14 protein-coding genes and 1 tRNA gene are annotated in these 19,400 nt (G+C 35.5%); 9 read left to right on the top strand and 6 right to left on the bottom strand.

The features are described 5' to 3' along the window. The first annotated feature begins 77 nt into the window (after positions 1 to 77). The 5 genes from BLQ00_RS04560 (at position 78) to BLQ00_RS04540 (ending at position 9,629) form a co-directional block, all read left to right on the top strand. Complete coding sequence (locus BLQ00_RS04560; RefSeq protein ID WP_093141087.1) at positions 78 to 3,239, top strand: UvrD-helicase domain-containing protein; 3,162 nt, start codon at positions 78 to 80, stop codon at positions 3,237 to 3,239. A gap of 33 nt (positions 3,240 to 3,272) precedes the next feature. Then, positions 3,273 to 4,472, top strand: a complete 1,200-nt coding sequence (gene kbl / locus BLQ00_RS04555; RefSeq protein ID WP_093141084.1) for a glycine C-acetyltransferase — start codon at positions 3,273 to 3,275, stop codon at positions 4,470 to 4,472. A gap of 125 nt (positions 4,473 to 4,597) precedes the next feature. Then, positions 4,598 to 5,992, top strand: coding sequence for an OmpA family protein (locus BLQ00_RS04550; protein WP_093141082.1), 1,395 nt, complete (start codon positions 4,598 to 4,600; stop codon positions 5,990 to 5,992). A gap of 64 nt (positions 5,993 to 6,056) precedes the next feature. Beyond that, positions 6,057 to 8,783 (top strand): PD-(D/E)XK nuclease family protein, encoded by a 2,727-nt coding sequence (locus BLQ00_RS04545; RefSeq protein ID WP_093141079.1) that lies wholly within the window; start codon positions 6,057 to 6,059, stop codon positions 8,781 to 8,783. A 3-nt stretch (positions 8,784 to 8,786) separates the two neighbouring features. After that, positions 8,787 to 9,629 (top strand): alpha/beta hydrolase family protein, encoded by an 843-nt coding sequence (locus BLQ00_RS04540; protein WP_093141076.1) that lies wholly within the window; start codon positions 8,787 to 8,789, stop codon positions 9,627 to 9,629. Between the two features lie 21 nt (positions 9,630 to 9,650). Here the strand turns inward: BLQ00_RS04540 and BLQ00_RS04535 are convergent, their stop codons facing one another. The 3 genes from BLQ00_RS04535 to BLQ00_RS04525 all read right to left on the bottom strand — a co-directional run bounded on the left by BLQ00_RS04535 (position 9,651) and on the right by BLQ00_RS04525 (position 11,004). Beyond that, entirely contained in the window at positions 9,651 to 9,866 is a 216-nt protein-coding gene (locus BLQ00_RS04535) for a hypothetical protein (protein WP_093141073.1), read from the bottom strand. Positions 9,867 to 10,107: 241 nt separating this feature from the next. Then, positions 10,108 to 10,181: transfer RNA gene (locus BLQ00_RS04530), tRNA-Ala, on the bottom strand. 28 nt (positions 10,182 to 10,209) lie between these two features. Beyond that, the gene (locus tag BLQ00_RS04525) at positions 10,210 to 11,004 is read right to left on the bottom strand and encodes a universal stress protein (protein WP_093141070.1); all 795 of its coding nucleotides are present in this window, start codon (positions 11,002 to 11,004) and stop codon (positions 10,210 to 10,212) included. 51 nt (positions 11,005 to 11,055) lie between these two features. Here BLQ00_RS04525 and BLQ00_RS04520 point away from each other — a divergent pair, with 51 nt between their 5' ends. Both BLQ00_RS04520 and BLQ00_RS04515 read left to right on the top strand, forming a co-directional pair. Next, a complete protein-coding gene (locus tag BLQ00_RS04520) occupies positions 11,056 to 11,556 on the top strand; it encodes a GNAT family N-acetyltransferase (protein ID WP_093141068.1) in 501 nt (166 codons plus the stop codon). A 63-nt stretch (positions 11,557 to 11,619) separates the two neighbouring features. Next, positions 11,620 to 12,954 (top strand): MATE family efflux transporter, encoded by a 1,335-nt coding sequence (locus BLQ00_RS04515; RefSeq protein WP_093141065.1) that lies wholly within the window; start codon positions 11,620 to 11,622, stop codon positions 12,952 to 12,954. Between the two features lie 160 nt (positions 12,955 to 13,114). Here BLQ00_RS04515 and BLQ00_RS04510 read toward each other — a convergent pair whose 3' ends face one another. The 3 genes from BLQ00_RS04510 to BLQ00_RS04500 form a co-directional block, all read right to left on the bottom strand. Beyond that, the gene (locus tag BLQ00_RS04510; protein WP_093141063.1) at positions 13,115 to 14,635 is read right to left on the bottom strand and encodes a hypothetical protein; all 1,521 of its coding nucleotides are present in this window, start codon (positions 14,633 to 14,635) and stop codon (positions 13,115 to 13,117) included. 284 nt (positions 14,636 to 14,919) lie between these two features. Beyond that, on the bottom strand, positions 14,920 to 15,669 hold the full coding sequence (locus BLQ00_RS04505; RefSeq protein WP_093141060.1) for a LytR/AlgR family response regulator transcription factor: 750 nt from the start codon (positions 15,667 to 15,669) through the stop codon (positions 14,920 to 14,922). Next, positions 15,666 to 17,546: a histidine kinase gene (locus BLQ00_RS04500; RefSeq protein WP_093141057.1), complete on the bottom strand. Its 1,881-nt coding sequence runs from the start codon at positions 17,544 to 17,546 to the stop codon at positions 15,666 to 15,668. Before BLQ00_RS04500 ends, BLQ00_RS04505 begins: the two co-directional genes overlap by 4 nt. 574 nt (positions 17,547 to 18,120) lie before the next feature. Here BLQ00_RS04500 and BLQ00_RS04495 point away from each other — a divergent pair. Further along, a complete protein-coding gene (locus tag BLQ00_RS04495) occupies positions 18,121 to 18,498 on the top strand; it encodes a pyruvate kinase (RefSeq protein ID WP_093141054.1) in 378 nt (125 codons plus the stop codon). Between the two features lie 426 nt (positions 18,499 to 18,924). Beyond that, positions 18,925 to 19,374: a 6-pyruvoyl trahydropterin synthase family protein gene (locus BLQ00_RS04490; RefSeq protein WP_093141052.1), complete on the top strand. Its 450-nt coding sequence runs from the start codon at positions 18,925 to 18,927 to the stop codon at positions 19,372 to 19,374. The last annotated feature ends 26 nt before the right edge of the window (positions 19,375 to 19,400 follow it).

Raw genomic sequence — 19,400 nt, 5'->3', positions numbered from 1 at the left:
TTTTGATAATGCTATAGATATTTCTAATTATAGCGATATAAGAAGCTTCTTTTAATTAATTTAGTAAAAAAGTCTTTTTGGAAAATTCAGTGCCTTTTAAAATTTACAATGCTTCGGCTGGGAGTGGAAAAACATTCACTTTAGTAAAAGAATATCTTAGTCAGATCCTTCAATCTAAAACAGATAGTTATTACCAACATTTATTAGCAATCACCTTTACCAACAAAGCTGTTGCCGAAATGAAGCAGCGTATTTTGGAAAATTTAATTGCTTTTTCAGAAACCAAAGTGCTTACCGAGCCGCCTGCAATGCTTTTGCAACTTTCGAAAGAACTAGACCGCTCGGTTTCGGATATTCATGAACAATCCAAAAAAATTGTAAAACATCTTTTACACCATTATGCAAGTTTTAGCGTAGAAACCATCGATCGCTTCAACCATCGACTGATTCGAACTTTTGCACGAGATTTAAAATTATCGTCCAGTTTTGAGGTTACTTTAGACACCTCTCAAATGTTAGCCGAAGCAGTAGATCAATTGATTAGCAAAGCGGGAGAAGACCCAAAAATTACACGGACGCTTTTAGATTTTGCACTCGAAAAAACCGACGACGACAAATCGTGGGACATTTCCAAAGACATTATTTCTGCTGCGAGCTTATTGTTTCGTGAAAATGAAGCTTCACACGTGGCCGCATTGAAAGAAAAATCGTTAGACGACTTTACTACTTTTAAGTCTGAATTGCTTCAGAAGAAAAAAACACTTTCAGAAAAATTACTTCAAATTGCTTCAGAAACCATTCAAAAAATAGCAGACGCTGGACTCGAAGACAATCATTTTAACCGAAGTTCTTTTCCGAAGTATTTACAAAAACTTCAGCAAGGAGAAACCAATCTATCATTTGACACTGCTTGGCAAACCAACTTTAGCACTTCTCCCCTTTATACGGCTACCACACTTAAAAAAAGTCCTGAAATTGCAGCAACTATTGACGGACTCACCCCATATTTTGTTGAAAATTTTGAACTTTCAAAAAAAATCATCTTTCAATTAAAACTTATTTCTTCCATCCTTAAAAACCTAACACCCTTATTTGTGATCAACTTGGTGGCACAAGAAATAAAAAACATAAACGAAGAAAAAAACACACTTCCAATTTCAGAATTTAACGCTTTGATAAATACTGAAATTAAAGATCAGCCAGCACCTTTTATTTACGAACGTCTGGGTGAAAAATACAGGCACTTTTTTATTGACGAGTTTCAAGATACCTCACAACTGCAATGGGAAAACCTTATTCCGTTGGTAGAAAATGCACTTTCGCAACAAGATTTGCAGCAAAAAACAGGTTCTGCTTTACTTGTGGGAGATGCCAAACAATCTATTTACAGGTGGCGCGGTGGGTTGCCAGAGCAATTTATGGAGTTGTATGGCGCAACAAATCCGTTTCCAAGTGTCGAAAAAGAGGTGTTAAATCTCGAAACAAATTACAGAAGCTGTGAAACCGTTATCAATTTTAACAATGACTTTTTCACCTTTATGGCAGATCATTTTGAAGATCCTATTCACAAAGCACTTTACACTTCTGGAAACCATCAAAAAACCAATGCTAAAAAAGGAGGTTACGTAAAATTAGAATTTCTTGAAAAGCAAAAGAAGGCAGATCAAAACGAAGTGTATTCACAACGTATTTACGAAACGATTCTCGACCTAAAAACGCGTGGTTTTTCGGAAAAAGACATCTGTATTCTAACTCGGAAAAAAGACGACGGTATTTTTATTGGGAGTTATTTAATGGAAAAAGAAGTCCGTGTAATTTCTTCGGAAACGTTACTATTACAATCGTCGCCGTTTGTTCAATGCTTGGTCGCTATTTTGAGATTGAGTTTGTTTCCAGACAACGACGAAGCAAAAATTAATGTACTAGACTTTCTACACAAACACCTTTCTGTAACGGAAGCGAAGCATACCTTTTTTACGCAGTTTTTAGGAATTTCAACATTAGAATTTGAAGCAAAGCTGAAAGACTTTGACGTCGATTTTAGTTTCCAAGCACTGCAATCCCTTTCGTTGTATGAAAGCTGCGAGTATTGTGTCCGAAGCCTTCACCTTCAGGATAAAGCTGATGCTTATTTGTTTAGTTTTATGGATGTTGTTTTCGAGTTTGAGCAACAACCGCAAGCGACAAAATTAGCATTTTTAGAAACGTGGGAAGTTCAGAAAGACAAAGCATCGATTCCCGCAAATGAAGGGACCGAAGCTGTTCAAATTATGACCATCCACAAATCAAAAGGATTGGAATTTCCAGTCGTAATTTTTCCTTTTGCCACCATTGATGTGTACGATGGAAAAAGAGACTCGGTTTGGTTTCCTGTTCCGGACGAATTGAGCAAAAATTTTAAAGAGACACCTATTAATTATTCCAAAGAGTTAGTCAATTTTGGAGAAAATGGCGAACACCTATATAATGAGCACCACAATACGTTGGCGCTCGATAATATCAATTTGTTATATGTTAGTTTGACGCGTGCGGCGGAGCAATTGTATGTTTTTACTGAATTCCCTTCGGAAAAGAAGTCGGGAGGCCTGTCTACCTACCATGATTTTTTTGCGGCTTTTCTGAAACAAACGGGAACTTGGAATCCAGAACAACCTTTTTATGAATTTGGAAATGCAGTAAGAAGTCTCCGTCCTTCTGAAGAAGAAACGTTAACACAAACTGTTCCCATATTTATAGCAACTGCCCCTTCAGACCATCATTTAAAAATAGTAACGAGAGAAAGTGCGTTGTGGGATACCGATACGCAATTGGCCATTTCAGAAGGAAACTTACTTCATGATATAATGGCCGAAATCGCTTCAGAAGAAGACATTACCCCTGTTTTTGAAGCCTTAAAAGAACGCTCAATTTATACTTCCGAAGAACTTGAACGAATTCACAAAAGAGTTCGTGCCATTACTTCGCACCCAGAATTAAAAAAATTATTCTCGAAGGGGGATGATGTAAAAATGGAACGCGATATTATCACAAAATCTGGGCAACTAATTCGTCCCGATCGATTAAATTTTCATTCTGATACGTTAGTCACCATCGTCGATTACAAAACAGGGGCGCCCAATTACCATCACGAAGATCAAATAAATAGTTACGGACACGCTTTAGAGGAGATGGGCATGCAACTTTCAGAAAAAATAGTGGTCTACACCCACGAACAAGAAATTGTAATAAATAAAGTATAAATTTGTCCCTTAAAACGCTTAGAATAAAAAATTATGTACGGAAAGATAAAAGAGCATTTAGAACAAGAACTTCAAGATATAAAAGACAATGGTCTCTATAAAAAAGAGCGCATTATTACGTCTCCACAAGATGCTGTGATTAAAATTTCAACAGGAGAAGAGGTAATTAATTTTTGTGCAAACAATTATTTAGGATTGTCTTCAAATAAAGAAGTTATTCAAGCAGCGAAAGATGCAATGGATACACATGGCTTCGGAATGTCATCCGTTCGTTTTATCTGCGGAACTCAAGATATTCATAAAGAACTAGAACAAAAAATTGCCGATTACTACCAAACGGAAGATACGATTTTGTACGCTGCCGCTTTTGATGCTAACGGAGGTGTTTTTGAACCTTTACTAGGTCCTGAAGACGCGATTATTTCAGATTCATTAAACCATGCATCTATAATTGATGGAGTGCGTCTGTGTAAAGCTGCTCGCTATCGCTACCAAAATAGCGACATGGCAGATTTGGAACAACAATTAATTGCTGCAAATGAAAAGAATGCACGCTTTAAAATTATTGTGACCGACGGTGTCTTCTCTATGGACGGTATTGTAGCGCCATTAGATAAAATTTGTGATTTGGCCGATAAATATGATGCCTTAGTAATGATTGATGAATGTCATGCTGCTGGTTTTATAGGCGAAACAGGTCGTGGAACCTTAGAAGAAAAAGGAGTAATGGGCAGAATTGACATTATTACTGGAACGTTAGGGAAAGCTTTAGGAGGTGCCATGGGTGGCTATACCACTGGAAAAAAAGAAATTATTGAAATTCTTCGTCAACGTTCTAGACCTTATTTATTTTCAAATTCATTAGCGCCAGCGATTGTAGGTGCATCTATTAAGGTATTTGATATGCTCTCTACCGACACTACTTTGAGAGATAAGCTAGAGCAAAACACAAATTATTTCAAGCAAGGCATGAAAGCTGCTGGATTTGACATTGTAGATGGAGACTCTGCGATTGTACCTGTAATGCTCTATGATGCAAAGCTTTCGCAAACGATGGCAGATTTATTATTGGAAGAAGGAATTTACGTAATTGGCTTTTTCTACCCTGTAGTGCCAAAAGATAAAGCTCGAATTAGGGTACAACTCTCTGCTGCTCACACAAAAGAACATTTAGACAAAGCCATTCAAGCTTTTATAAAAATTGGTAAACGACTTGATATAATTAAACCGTAAGAACATTTATTTGGAAGCAAATAGCTTGATATTTATAAAAATTTTAATAGATTTGCTTTTGTTTATAAGTTTTAACAACTTACTTTTGCTCATAATTAACACTTAAAAAAATTAAACAATCGAATATGAAACATCTTAACAGTATTTTAGTTGCTGCACTTATCTTCTTAACAGTTGGTGTTGCAAATGCTCAAGACGAAAACAATCCTTGGGCAATCGAGGTTGGTGCAAACGCTGTTGACCTTTTCCCAATTGGGCTTGCAGACGGTCAAGCAGATAGTTCTCCACTAAGAGGAGACCTTTTTGAAGAGTATTTTAACGTAGATGACCACTGGAACATACTTCCTTCAGTTTCAAAATTATCTATTGGTAGATATGTAGGTAGCGGATTTACATTTGCTGCAGTTGGAACAATCAACAGAATTGAAACAATTGGTGATGTACCAGTTGACGATCTTACCTATTACGGTGTAGATGGTGAAATTAAATATAGCTTTAGAGACCTTATTGCTGGTCCAGGTGGATGGTTTGATCCTTCTCTTGGTCTTGGTGGGGGTTACACTTGGGTTGACGATATCGGATTTGGTACTGCTAACGGTTTAGTAAGTTTCAAATTTTGGTTAGCTGAAAACTTAGCTCTTGATTTACAATCTACTTACAAGCACGCTTTCGAAGACAACTACGGTCGTACTCACTTCCAACACTCTGCAGGTATTATGTTTAAGTTTGGTGGAAAAGACACTGACGGTGACGGAATATATGATAAAGATGACGAATGTCCTGAAACTCCTGGTTTACCAGAATTCAACGGATGTCCTGATACTGACGGTGACGGAATCGAAGATAGAAACGATGCTTGTCCTAACACTCCTGGTACTGCTGAGTACAACGGTTGTCCTGATACTGATGGTGATGGAATCACTGATGCTCAAGATGGTTGTCCAACTGAAGCTGGTCCAAAATCTAACAACGGTTGTCCTATCGTAGATACTGATGGTGATGGTGTTAACGATCCAGACGATGCTTGTCCTAACGAAGCTGGTCCTAAAGAAAACAAAGGTTGCCCATGGTCTGATAAAGACGGTGACGGTGTATTCGATAAAGACGATGCTTGTCCTGAAGTTCCTGGAACTGTAGCGAACAAAGGTTGTCCTGAAGTTTCTGTTGAAATCATTAAGCAATTAAATGATTACTCTAAAACAATCTTGTTTGACCTAGGAAAATCTACTATCCGTCAAGAGTCTTACGCTGTTCTTCAAAATATCGCTGATATCATGAAAGAATATCCTAATGCTAACTTCGTAATCGAAGGACATACAGATAGCCAAGGTAGTGACGCAACTAACCAAAAGCTTTCAGACAGTAGAGCTTCTTCAGTTAGAACTTACTTAACTACAATCGGTATGAGTGGTAGCAGATTATCTTCAATTGGATATGGTGAAGCTAGACCAATTGCAACGAATGCTACTAAAGCAGGAAGACAACAAAACAGACGTGTTGAAATTTCTTTGAGAAAATAATAATTCTCTAAAAATAAATAAGAAGAACGCCTCCATTTATGGGGGCGTTTTTTATTTTTATAGAATGCAAACATTCCTAGAAGAAACCATTCAATCCATTCAAAAAGAACATGACGATGTTTCTTCTTTAACACTTATTCTACCTAGTAAACGTGCAGGTAGCTTCTTATTAAACTTACTTCGGGAGAATGCGACCAAAACATTTTTCGCGCCAAAAATTATAAGTATTGAAGAGTTTATAGAAGAACTTTCAGACTTAAAAATTATAGATACTACCGAGCTTTTATTCAAAAGCTACGAAGCCTACTTAAAAACAGAGAGTAGTCAAGAGAAAGAAAGCTTCGAAATATACACCACTTGGGCAACGACGCTTATTGGTGATTTTAATGAAATAGACCGATTTTTAATTGAGCCGAAATCCTTTTTTACCTACCTAAGCAATATTCAAGACATCAACCATTGGTATGTTAAGGATCAAAAAACACCTCTTATTGAGAACTATTTAAAGTTTTGGAATAGTTTACATGCTTTTTATGAAACATTAAAAACCGATCTATTAAAAGAAAAACTAGGCTATCAAGGGATGGTCTATCGCAAAGCTGCAAATGATGTGGAATCTTATATTCAGAATTTTGGCCAAAAGCAGCATATCTTTATTGGTTTTAACGCTTTAAATAATGCCGAGCAACACATCTTTCAGAAGTTGCTTGAAACAACTAATACAAAGGTATATTGGGATACCGACACCCATTTCTTTACCGACAAAAAACACAGTGCCTCCCTTTTTCTGAGAAAGTATGCAAGTGAATGGGACTATTATAAAACCAACCCTTTTTCGATTAGTAGCAATAACTTTCAGAAAGATAAAAAATTCACATTTATCGAGGTTCAAAAAAACATAGGACAGGCAAAATACGTTGGAGAGCTTCTCTCTAAACTTTCAGAAGAAGAATTAAACAAAACCGCGATTGTATTAGCCGACGAAAAATTACTTATTCCCATACTACATTCGTTACCACAAAACTGCAATACCGTTAATATTACGATGGGAGTTACTTTAAAATCATTCCCTGTTACGACCTTTTTTGAATTGCTTTTAAACTTTCACCTTCGTCAAAAAAAGTTATGGTATTATAAAGATGTATTGTCTTTAATAAATCACCCGTTAGCGGCTGTTCTTATTCCTGATAATAATGTGATTGAAGCTTCAATCACAACTCAGAATAAATCGCACATTTCTTTAGAAACACTCCTTGAGGCTGCAACCACTGAGAATAGAGACATATTAACGGTATTATTTGGTGACTGGAAAGAAAATAGCAATACTGCCATTCGGCAATGTTTAGAAATTTTGTCACGTTTAAAAAATAATTTTTCAGAAAAACCCATCGAATACGCGGTACTACATCAAATATATCAAGTGTTTTCAAAAATTGAGGCGCTAAATAGCTCCTTCGCTCATTTAAAAAGTATAAAAACAGTACACGACCTATTTGTAGATTTCTGCGCGACTGCAACCTTAGACTTTAAAGGTGACGCTTATAATGGATTGCAAATTATGGGAATTCTAGAAACACGTGTGTTAGATTTTGAGAATATAATTCTAACATCCGTAAACGAAGGGATTCTTCCTGCTGGAAAATCGAATGCTTCTTTTATTACGTTCGATTTAAAACAAGAGTTCGGATTGCCAAAATTTACCGAGAAAGACGCTATTTATACCTATCACTTCTACCACCTTTTACATCGTTCTAAAAATGTAACCCTACTCTATAATAATTTTAGTGACGGAATGAACGTTGGAGAAAAAAGTAGGTTTTTACTGCAATTAGAAGTTGAAAACATTCCAAACCACACAATTGAAAAGGTGGTATTGGCTCCTTCAATTGAAATTAAACAAAGTGAATTAAGATCCATTGAAAAAACAAAAGCGGTACTCACTAGAATTAAAGAAATTGCTGCTAGAGGGTTTTCTCCTTCGGCATTGACAAGCTACATTCGAAATCCGCTAGATTTTTATTATCAGAAAATCATTAAAATTAATGAAGTTGAAGAAGTTGAAGAAACAGTGGCAGCTAACACATTAGGAACAATTGTTCACGATACATTAGAAGCTTTTTACAAACCATATGAAGGTTCTTTTTTAACTTCAGAAATACTTCTGAACATGAAAAAAGAGAGTCCGAAAGAAGTCACAAAACAGTTTATCAAAACCTTCAAAGGCGGAACCTTCGATAAAGGAAAAAACTTGCTAATTTTTGAAGTTGCAAAACGCTACGTCACTAACTTTATAGACTACGAACTTTCAGAATTAAAAGCAGGAAACACGATTAAAATTGTACAAATTGAAAACAACCTTGATGTCGACGTTCCCATTCCGGAGCTAGACTTTCCTGTTAAAGTTGCCGGAAAAGTAGATCGGGTAGATGAGTACAATGGTCAATTGCGAATTATAGATTACAAAACAGGTAAAGTGGAACAAACCCACCTAGAAATTATAGATTGGGAAGTACTTACCGACGATTATAAATACAGTAAAGTGGTGCAAGTTTTGGCGTACACACTCATGATGAATGCGCAGATGCCAATTCAAGACGTAGAAGCGGGTATTATATCATTTAAAAACCTTCAGAGTGGATTTCTTAAGTTCGCAACCAAAACAGGCGTTAGAGGCCCTAAAAACCATCAAATCACTCAAGAAACGTTGGCGACCTATTCCGAAGAACTAAAAAAGCTCATTTTAGAGATTTGCGATCCTTCTATTCCATTTACTGAAAAAGAAATTATGTAAACAATGCTATTGAAAAAACAAAACATCCTTACCGCAGAAGCGAAAAAACCAATCTGTTACGACGTTTGCTATCGAGAAGACGAAACACCAAAGCCCATTGTTCTTTTTTGCCATGGGTATAAGGGATTCAAGGATTGGGGAACGTGGGACTTAGTTGCAGAAGCCTTTGCTGAGGCAGGCTTTTTCTTTTTAAAGTTTAATTTTTCTCACAATGGAGGAACGGTAGAAGATCCTATCGATTTTCCAGATTTAGAAGCATTTGCAAACAATAACTTCAGTAAAGAATTAGACGATTTAGATCGTATTCTACATTTTATTTCTTCGGAAAATGAATTCTCTCCCCAACTTAATTCAGAGAAAATATCCTTAATTGGTCACAGTAGAGGCGGCGGAATTGTACTGATTAAAGCGGAAGAAGACGAGCGTGTTCAAAAAGTAGTTACTTGGGCAGGTGTTTGCGATTTCAAACTTAGATTTCAAGAAGGCACGGATAGCTTTAAAGAATGGCAAAAAAAGGGGATAACATACATTGAAAATACACGTACCAAACAGCAGTTGCCACATTACATTCAGTTTTACGAAGATTTCATAGCCAACGAAGAACGCTTCACGATAAAAAGAGCGGTTCAAAACTTAAGCAAACCACAACTTATCATACAAGGAGATGATGACCCTACGGTAACTATCAAAGAAGCCGAAGCATTACATTTTTGGAATCCGAAGAGTACCTTGAAAATTATTGAAAATGGAGATCACGTTTTTGGTGGTACACACCCGTGGACTGAGGAAGAGCTCCCTACAGCTTTGAAAAAAGTAGTAGCGGAAAGTAGTACTTTTATAAAGTAATTCTTTCCGCTACAAATTAAATTAGGTGCGGCCTTTTAAACGCACTTCGATTTTTCGCTTAACAACCGTAAGACTTTTCATTAAATCCATAATTTTTGGATCCTTATTGGTTTTATAGATGTCGTTAAGGCTAAGTATAAGTTCTTTTGCTTCCCTAGAGGCTATAATTCTATCGCTTGTGTTTTGGAAAGAAAACTTTCTTTGCTCAAACTCACGAGCTTTTTCTAAGATTTCCATTTGTTTTTATAGGTTTTAAGTGTAACTACTTCAAGTTATGTAAATTTAATTACATAAGTATTCTCGTATATAGAAAATTAATAGGAACTATCAATTTTGGCATAGTACGAATTTATGCGCAAACAAACAAAGAAAAAATGAAAATAGCATACGATTAACAAAGCCTTAAGAAAAAAGCAATAAAAACACTACTTTTTTAGGAAGTATAAAAAAACCCACAGTTATAATTCTGTGGGTTTTGTGGAGAATATCGGAGTCGAACCGATGACCTTTTGGCTGCCAGCCAAACGCTCTAGCCAACTGAGCTAATCCCCCAATAATTTGAGCGAAATTAAACAAAAAACTATTCTTGCACTTGTAAAACCAACAAAGGTTTCGTTGTAAAAAACTCTTTTTTTAGAATCACATTTTTCTCCCATAGTTTTTTGAAAAACCCACGCTTTCTGCGCACGACACAAAGCATATCAGGATTGTGGTCTTTATAATGTGCCAATACCGCTTGATAGGTTGTGCCGCTTTCTGCTTTGGTATACGTTGTTTTTAATTTTTTAAGTTTCTTGCTTATTTCAAGCATTTTATCTGTAGAATCTGGTGTTTCTACATGAAGTAAATGCAATTCCGTTCCAAAATGCTTTACATATTGGCGAACAGGATCGAGCATTTTCTTCTTGTCAAAATTTCCATTTTTAAACGCCATTAACATCGATGTTGGTTGCTCAAATACAGCGCCTTCAGGAACAATCAATATTGGAATATTGGTTCCTTTTAAAATTTTTCCTGAAACATTTCCTAAATAAACCTCTTCTCGAATTGAATTACTTCGAGGCGAAAGCACCAATAAATCTATATCGACATGCTTACTTACACGATTCACACTTTCTAAAATACCTCCTTTTATAGGATGTGAAATAACCGTAACATCTCTTTTATTTACTTTTGAAAGTACCTCATCCAAACGGTTTACGGTATCTTCTTTCATAATCGCGTTTACCTTAGTAAGTCCTCCAACCTTCGATAATTCTTGAAATACCGAAATTACATATACATACGCATCCATCTCTTGCGCCAAATCGATTGCGTATTGTAAATTACTTACTGCATTTTCTGAAGACCCAATCGGAACCAATATATTTTTCATAGTCGTATATTTTCTCTTACATTTAAAACTAGGCAAAATTAATTTTTAAATATGATTCGGAAGGCAAAACTTTCAGAAATTGAACAAATTCTAACAATAACTAGAGCTTGTGCGGACAAAATGACTTCGGAAGGAATCCTTCAATGGAATGAACACTATCCTTCCATACAAGCCTTTCAGAAAGATGTGGCACGCCAAGAATTATATGTTCTATTGATTGAAGACACCATTATTGGCAGTATTGTTATTTCTTCGGAAAAAGATTCAGAATACAACCAAATAGACTGGCTAACGGAAGATTCGCACCACTATTACATACACCGTGTGGCCATTGATCCCAACTTTCAGAAGAAAGGCTACGCCAAAAAACTTATGGATTTTGCGGAAGATTTTGCGGAAGCGCAGCAAGCCGTTTCGGTGCGTTTGGACACATTTAGCCAAAACAAACGCAATCAAAAGTTCTATGAAGCAAGAGCATATACGCGTTTAGGAAACATTTACTTCCCCAAACAAAGTGAACATCCTTTTTATTGCTACGAGAAGGTATTGTGATCTATTTTGAATCCAAAACAAGGAAGGTCTTGTCGTTTTGTTCCGTAACTTTGCGCCTTCAAAATGCAAAAAACAACAGTTTCTTTTAAACGAATTCAGCAACTTGCTATTCCTGCAATTATCTCAGGAATCGCCGAGCCTGTACTCTCTAGTACCGATGCTGCCATTGTTGGAAATATCGCAGAATACGGAACCGAGTCGCTCGCAGCTGTCGGAATAGTAGGTTCATTTTTATCGATGCTGATTTGGATTCTTGGACAAACCAGATCAGCAATTTCAGCCATCGTTTCTCAAAATTTAGGCGCAGGAAAACTCAAAGACCTCAACAACTTTCCAGCCCAAGCCATCTATTTTAACATCGGATTGAGCATCTTGGTATTGCTCTCGACCTACTTTTTTGTGGACGAAATTTTTAAACTTCTCAATGCGAAAGGCCTTGTACTAACCTACAGTATCGAATATTACAACATTCGCGTTTGGGGATTTCCTTTGACACTGTTCACTTTTGCAGTGTTCGGACTTTTTAGAGGGCTTCAAAATACTTTTTGGCCTATGATTATTGCGGGTATTGGCGCTTTGACCAATATCGGCCTAGACTTCGCTTTTGTCTACGGAGTTGAAGACTATATTCCCGCAATGGGAATTAAAGGTGCCGCGTGGGCAAGTCTTATCTCGCAAGGGTTAATGGCGTTATTAGCGTTGCTCTTTTTATTGAAAAAGACCGAAGTTTCTTTAAGGTTACGTTTTCCATTGCATCCAGAAATAAACAGGTTGGTGAGTATGAGTTTTAACTTGTTTGTCCGTTCTATTGCTCTTAATACCGCTTTGTTATTGGCTGTTCGAGAAGCTACTGGTTTAGGTACAAATTTTATTGCAGCACACGCTATTGCCATCAATATTTGGCTGTTTTCCGCCTTTTTTATAGATGGTTATGGCGCAGCGGGAAACATCTTAAGTGGAAAGTTATTGGGTGAAAAAAACTACACCTCATTGTGGAATCTTACCAAAAAAGTAACTTCCTACAATATTATCGTTTCCGTATTCTTAGTCATCGTTGGGGTACTTTTGTACAAACCCTTAGGGCTTCTCTTTAACAAAGACCCAGAAGTGTTGGTTTTGTTCTACGGAATGTTTTTCATGGTATTGATAAGTCAGCCCATCAATGCCATTGCGTTTACATTAGATGCTATTTTTAAAGGACTCGGAGAAATGAAATACCTTCGGAATGTCTTGTTGGGAGCAACCTTGTTTGGATTTATCCCAATGCTCTATTTAGGAAAATATATGGATTGGGGTCTTATTGGTATATGGACAGCGATATTAGTTTGGATTGCCTGGCGAGGAATTGCGCTAGTTATCAAATACTACAGAAAGTACATACCCTTAATTGAAGGTTGATACATTATAAAAAAGAGGCTCTCTAAAAATAAAACGTTCTAGTTTGTCTGATCAAGCGGAGTTGAGATCTTATTTTTCGTTAACAACTTACAAGTAGCTACAACGCTCAAATACACTTACACTCTATTTTTAGAAAACCTTTTTAGTAAAATAAATACTATTATTGCTCTGAAGCATTTTCGTAGGTTACCGTTATGGTTGCCGTTAATTCAATTGTTTCGGTACCATTATTGTCCGCTTTAAATGTGGCTAAATATTCTTGTCCATCTACTACATCGTAGTTTTCAAATTTAAAGTCATGAGATCCAAAATATAAGATTTCGTCCGCTTGTTCTTGCAGTTGTAATTCTAAAAAATCGGTGTCTATCGGACTTCCATCGCCTAATGGCTCAAGCGTAATCGTAGCATTTTCTAGGGTTCCTATTTCTGGACCGTCAATAAAAGCTTTTGCTTTGTAAAGAATATCTCCTTCTTGCTGTTCTACTTTTACATCGGTAATGGTAAACTCTTCATTTTGGTTACCTTCAATAATTACTAGTTGTTCGGTTTGAAAGGAAACAGGGTTGCCATTTTCATCAATATAATCTATAAGTACTAGGTATTCACTACCAATTGCTTCCTCTAAGTGTTCAAAGTTCATTGTTTCACTTACAAAAGTTCTTGTAGTAACATTTTCATTAGTAAATTCGAGAGTATATTCAGTCTCTAAGGGAGCTGGTCCTTCAAAAGGTTCTTCAAAAATGATACGTACTTCCTTCACTTTGTCTTTATCTGTCCCTTTTACTTTCGTTCTTATTTTAAAACCATTTCCATTATTTTTTAACTTGATTGTTACGGGTTGAGAAACAATTCCTTCTTCTTGTGGTTTTTCAGTAACTACAATATGATGCACCTCTTCATCTATGAGTTCGCCCATAGTGTTGGTTAAAAAAATGGAGACACCTACAGTATTCCCTGGAGTTACTAATAATGCTGTTTGTTCACTAGCACTTTCATAGGTAACAGCAATAGTAGCCCATACATTTGTTCCATCTGGATCTGCTTCTAAAGCTAGAGCGCCTCCGTCTACTGGGAACTTAATTTCATTATCTAATCCTTCAACAGAAAGACTTACATTAGCTATGTCTTCCACGTTTTCACCGCCTAGATTCACTTTGTATTTATAAATTCCATATACATTGGTTTGTTTTATTAATACATTATTAATATCAACCCCGTCATCATCTTGTACTGTAGCCCATACTTTTTCGGTATCTCCTAGAGGGTTATTGTTTTTATCCATTGGTGTCATAGCAATTAAAAATGGTTTTCCTTCTGGATTATCCCCTTCAAAACGAAGTGCTTTAAAGTTAAAAGATGCAAATCCATCTTCATCTAATTCCCCATTTAAATTAAGGTCAAATTTTGATGGAATTGGAGTAATCCCTTCCCGCTCGTTTATAGTCACTTCATAATGGTTAATCCCACCTGTTCCATCTGCTTTTGATGTGATATTATAGCCACCAATTCTTCTCCTTCTAATTTTTACCCTTTTAATTTTACCTGTAAAATCCCCTCTAGATTGTGTAACGGCAGTATGTGTCGTTAAATTTGTTTCATTCGCAGTAACAACAAGTGAATCCTTTTCGCAAGAAGTTAGGGAAATCAGTAAAATAATAATAAGTGTGTTAAAAAATTTCATTGTGTTTGTTATTAGTTAGTGGGTCAAAACTAAGGTTTTTACATAGGCTGTTTTTGATCTAGTTTCTGAAACACCTCTTTTAACTTCTGAAAACACAGTGACAATTTTTAGGCGTAAGAGCTTCAAAATGATTGGGTCACCAATTTTCTAAACTCCCTAACAACCCATAAAAAAACTGCTCCACACGGAAACAGTTTTTTAAATTAATTTTTTGTTCTTTTTCGAAAACTGGAATTGGGGTAAAAAACTTTCCGAAGGAATTATTCTGTTTGCTGAAATTCCTATTAAATACTGCTTACTATTTGTAGAAATTCCTCTCGTTTTTCTTTAGAAATAGAAACTGTTTTATTAGTATCCATTACAATATAGCCTCCATCACTTTTCACATATTTTTTAATATGTTTTAAATTAATAAGGTGAGATCGATGAGGCCTATAAAAAATAGGAATGTTTTGTAAAAGGTCTACAAAATGCTTTAATGGCTTGCTTATACACAGATTTTCATCTTCTAGCGTAGTGATACTTGTGTACATTCCATCCGCTGTAAACATGACAATATCTTTAAAGTTTACAAATTTAATCCCATCTGTGACGGGTAGTCCAATTTTCTCGAAATTATTATTTGATAAACTTTGTTTTAACTCATCTAGTTTATGGTTCAACCTGCTTTTTCCTAAAAAATCTATCGCTTTATCTACAGCTTCTTTTACTTGATTGGGACGCACCGGTTTTAATAAATAATCGATTGCCGATAATTGAAAAGCCTGAATTGCGTATTCACTATAAGCAGTTGTGAAGATAATTTCAAAATTTACAACATCTTTTTCAATAAAATTTAAAATCTCTAAGCCAGAATGTTCTGGCATTTCTATATCAAGAAAAACAATACTAGGTTCCTCTTTTTTAATAATTTCCACGCCTGTTAAAAGGTCTCCAGCTTCGAAAATTTGTGTAATCTTTGAGCAATTTTCTTCTACTAAAATGCGTAACAGATTTCTCGCTTTGGGTTCGTCGTCTATAATTATTACTTTCATAATTGGTTCGTTGTAGTAGGGATATTTAATAGTACACGCGTACCTTTTGCACTAACATCTTCTTCAAATAAATCTATAATTTCAACTCCTATTTTTCGTTGCTTATTATAATTTAATAAGTTGAGTCTATTTTCTGTAGCCTTTGTAGCAAATGGTGTGTGTAAGTTTTTGTTTTGTGCTTGTATTTCTGAAGCTCTTTCACGCCCTACCCCATTATCTTCTATACTGCACGTGATTGAACCCTCTGTTTCTTTTGTAAAGCAAATTGATAGTTTTCGATCCGTTTTTCTGTGTAAAAGTCCGTGTTTTATAGCATTTTCTACATACGGTTGAATTAGCATTGTTGGGATATGCAACTGTTCTTTATCTATCTTTTCTGAAACAGTAAACATATATGTAAATGTGTCTTCAAAACGTAATGCCTCCAAGTCTAAATACATTTGTAAACTGTCTATTTCGTCGTGAATTGAGAGTGTTCCCGCGTCGCTATGTTTTAAATAAGTGCGTATTAAATCTGCAAATTTGCCCAAGTAATCTCCAGCCAAGTTCTTTTTATTAAGAATGATGTACTCCTGAATGCTATTTAATGCATTAAAAATAAAATGCGGATTCATTTGTGCTTTTAGCGCTTTTAGCTCACTGTCTCTATATTGTTTTTCTAGCGCCAATCGTTTTTGGGTTTCGTGTAATTCTAACGTTATAATTTCAGCATTTTTTTTCGCTTTTATTCTACTAAAATAGAGTGCCGAGCTCAATAATATTAGTCCGGCTATTAGTGCCGTTCCTATTAATAAATTTCTATTTCTAATGCTTTTTTCTTCTGCGAGGGCCGCAGTGGCTTCAGCCGTTTCTTTTTCCGCTTCTATTTTTTCGGTTTCGTATTTGGTTTGCATTTCTACAATCCGTTTTTTGTCCTCTTGAGAGTTAATAGAATCTCGTGCGGCAGAATACAACTGGTTTGCAGCGTCTGCTTTTTCTTGTTGCCCTAAAATACTATGTGTAATATATAATTGCTGATTAATTTCTTGTCTGTAAAGTAGTGACCCTAACTCTTCATAAAGCGCTAACGCCTCTTCTAACAATGGCAATGCCGCTAAATGATTGCCTTGCATTGTCTCAATCTGAGCTAATTGATACGTAGAAGATGCCACAGAACGATTATCCCCTATTTTTTTAAAAAAGGGTAATGACTCGTTAAATTTCTGTTTAGAAAGTTCATACTTTTTCTGAACTCGAAACATGGCAGCTAACGTACCTGTCATTAACATTTTTCCGTAGGTAAAATCGGTCTGTTCACAAATAGCTATGGCTTGATTGTAATAAATTTCAGCATTTTTATAATCTGCTAGGTGATTGTATGCATTACCTACATCAAAATAAAAACGCCCTTTTCCTGGTGTTACAGGATCATCTTTTACTTCTTCTAAATTTTTTAAGGTCATTGCCAACGCCTCTTCTAAAAAATTTGTATTCTGGTACGAAATGGCAAGATCACTGTACGATAACATTCGATCCGCCTTAGGTGCTTTTGAAGCATCTAACAGCTTAACCGATTCTATAGATTCTCGTAAGGACTCTTCAAAATTACCCAAACGCCTATAGTGTTGCGCTAGATACCTCCTTGAGGTTCCTTCCAAAAAAGTGTTTTTTAAGTCTTTCGAAAGCGCAATGGCTTCTTCTAAAATAGGTCCACTGTTTTTAGAAGTAGAAGTTCTTTTTAAATACGAAATATCTAATAATCGTCGTACCCGCAGAGAATCTTTCGCAGGCTCTAGTTCTAATAATTGTTTTATACTATCAATTTCTTTTTGTTGTGCATGCCCAATACTTATTAAAAAGAAGCTGGTGAAGAGTAATACGTACGGTAGGTTTTTCATAAAATATAGTTGCGCTTTACAAAAATGTAAATAATGTCCTCTTTTTATATTACTATTTGCTGAAACATCCTTTTGAGTTTCTGAAAAGCATACACCTTTTTAAATTATTTAAATATAAACATTTATAAATAGCTGTTTTCTTCGGAAACATCCCTCATATAATTTCTTCTTTAAAAAAATCAAAAACTAAGAATTAGATTTCAGCAACCCAAAACCTCTTTTTAGAAGTTTCAATAACATACTAATTCGTTCTCCTTGTAGATTTGTAACTCCTAAAAAAAGAAACAGAAATTATAAATAAGTATAAAACTGTTTTTTATGTCTTTAAAAAATCAACTAATTAACCAAATTTTTAAATCTCGAAAGTAAACTCAGAGAGGTTTGTTGCCAAAAAGGTGTTTAAGGAATTCTATTTATTCCTGAAAAACAAGAAAATAAAACAGGCTGTTTTTGTGAGAATATAGCAGTTTTAAATCCGTGTTGTCTTGGGGAAGTACAGCACGGATTTTTTGTTAAAAACATTCTAAAAAAGTGTTTGCGTTCCCCATATTTTTTTTGAAAATTACCTCGTTCTATGAGACAACTACAAATAGGTGATAAAATGTACAATGTCAAGCAAAAAGGCTTTAACGACTTTATGCGTTATAGTTTTTCTGAAGTAGTAGAACTCACAAAAACACTTGCCGTTTTAAAAAATGGAGTGCGATTAATCAATCAACCTAGAACTTCTTTTGTAGAACCTATAGGATATTCTGTTAATAAAGACAAAGGTACACACTGGCATTTAATGACGGTCGACGTGATAAGAAAGGCACAAATTGAAAATGAAAAAATTGCAATTCACGACTGGTTTGAACAAAAAACATTCAGCCTAGAAGAAAAACGAGCAATTTATAAAGCCTTTAAAATTTCAGCAACAGAAAAAATCGCAGCACTTGAAGCTATAAAATAATTGTATTTTTGCTTCTGAAATATCATAAACTATGAAAGTATTAGAATTTATTGGAGGCCCAGGATTATTTCTTATTCTGGCCATTTTGGTGATTGTAGTTGTTGTTTACAACAAATATAAAGGGCGCAGATAGTAATTTTTTATTTTTTTTACGTCTAGTTTTGTACCATTAATACTAAAACATCCGCCATTGCGGAAAACGAACAGATGAAATTTTTTGAATTCCTCAACGGCAAGGATGGGCTAATGCTCCTTGGTTTAATAGTTATCATTGCAGTCCTTTATAAAAAATATAAAAGCTACCGCTATTTCAAGGATATCGAAAAGCGCAGAAAAAAGAAAGGGAAGTAAGCTGATTTACAGCACAAACCTAGTAAATTTACACGCATACTAATTAAATACCACTCGTCTACACGAGAATTGCAAATGAGCAACATTCGTATTACAAAACAATTTTCTTTCGAAACTGGTCACGCTCTTTACGGGTATGACGGAAAATGTAGAAATGTTCACGGACATAGTTATAAGCTTTCAGTAACAGTAATTGGAACGCCTAACAATGATACTACACATGCTAAATTTGGCATGGTAATCGACTTTAGTGACCTCAAAAAAATAGTGAAAGAAGAAATTGTAGACGTTTTTGATCACGCAACTGTTTTCAATAAAAACACTCCTCACGTAGAACTTGCGAAAGAATTAAGCGATCGTGGACACAATGTATTATTGGTCGATTATCAGCCAACTAGCGAAATGATGGTAATCGATTTTGCTGAAAAAATCAAAAACAGACTTCCAAATACCATTCAATTACATTCGTTAAAACTTCAAGAAACAGATTCAAGTTATGCGCAATGGTTTGCGTCAGATAACTAAACACTTATCCTTTTCACTATCTTTAC

The sequence above is a fragment of the Ulvibacter litoralis genome, from assembly GCF_900102055.1.
Taxonomy (GTDB): domain Bacteria; phylum Bacteroidota; class Bacteroidia; order Flavobacteriales; family Flavobacteriaceae; genus Ulvibacter; species Ulvibacter litoralis.
Note: the sequence above shows the minus strand (reverse complement) of the source record. Positions and strands in the feature narration are given on the sequence as shown.